Genomic DNA, 1,258 nt, shown 5'->3' with positions numbered 1-1,258 from the left:
CAACGGTCTCCTTTACTTTGATTTATTAATTTAATAGAAGAAAAGAGGAGAACTAAAACGGTCTTTAAGTTAATGCCTTATTACACGTACTAGTCCTCTTTTCTTCTTAGCTGTTGCATAGAACCAATTGGAATACCAGGTTTATAAGAACCCACTAAAGGAAATAGTTTATGTGACATAATTTTAATGTGTAAATATAAAAGTATGAAAAATTATGAAGAAGTAGTAGGTATCGATGTATCAAAAAAGACAATAGATGCAAGTTGTCATTTAGCACAGCAACACCGTGTTTTTACTAATGATGTTAAAGGGTATAAATCCATGTTAAATTGGGTAATTAAGCAAACCAAAGGAGTTTCTGTTTTTTACTGTTTTGAGAATACAGGCAACTATTCTTTAAAACTAGCTAGTTATTTAAGTCTCAAAGGGATTGCTTACGTTGAAGAGAGTCCTATTAAGATTAAACGTTCATCTGGTTTAGTTAGAGAGAAAACAGATAAGATTGATTCCGAACTTATAGCGAGGTATGCTTGGGTTTATCGAGAAGAGCTCATTTCTAGCGAAGTAAAAAGTATTGTTTATCAAGAGTTAGGTAGACTTATTGGTTTGCGTGATCAGTTAGTCAGAAGCAGAGCAGGCTTGTTAGGTACTTTAAAAGAGATTGAGCAACTTTTAAGCAGTCCGTCTACAGATACCAGCTGCATTGTTTTAAGGAGAAGCATAGAGAATTTAGGTAAACAAATTAAAAGCATTGAATCTAGAATGGATTCACTGTTAAAAGAAGATGAATCACTATCATCAAATTACAAATTATTACTCTCTTTAAGAGGAATTGGTTTTGTTGTTGCATGTCAATTATTATATCACACAGAAAACTTTAAAGGCTTTGATACCTGGCGGAAATTTTCAAGTTATTGTGGTCTAGCTCCGTATGAGTATAGTTCAGGAACGAGTATTCATAGACGCAAAAAATGTCATTATTTAGGAGACAGGAAAATGAAAAGTTTATTGAGTATGGCAAGTATATCAGCTATACAACACGATCCGGAGTTAAGAATGTATTATAAACGAAAATTGGAGGAAGGAAAACCAAAAATGATAGCTTTAAACAATGTCAGAAATAAATTATTAGCAAGAGCATTTTCTGTTGTAAAAAGAGGAACTCCATATGTTGTTTTAAATCAATATGCAGCTTAATAAAAAAATAGATTTAATTAGGATTTGATCTTGGAATACGTATAACCGTCAGTTACGGGTT

1 protein-coding gene is annotated in these 1,258 nt (G+C 32.3%); it reads left to right on the top strand.

The genetic code is table 11. The features are described 5' to 3' along the window. Nucleotides 1–204 precede the first annotated feature (204 nt). On the top strand, nt 205–1,197 hold the full coding sequence (locus NDQ75_RS15880; protein WP_251762040.1) for an IS110 family RNA-guided transposase: 993 nt from the start codon (nt 205–207) through the stop codon (nt 1,195–1,197). The last annotated feature ends 61 nt before the right edge of the window (nt 1,198–1,258 follow it).

The organism is Galbibacter mesophilus, assembly GCF_023721415.1.
Classification (GTDB): Bacteria; Bacteroidota; Bacteroidia; order Flavobacteriales; family Flavobacteriaceae; genus Galbibacter; species Galbibacter mesophilus.
This window is presented reverse-complemented; position numbering and strand designations above follow the sequence as displayed.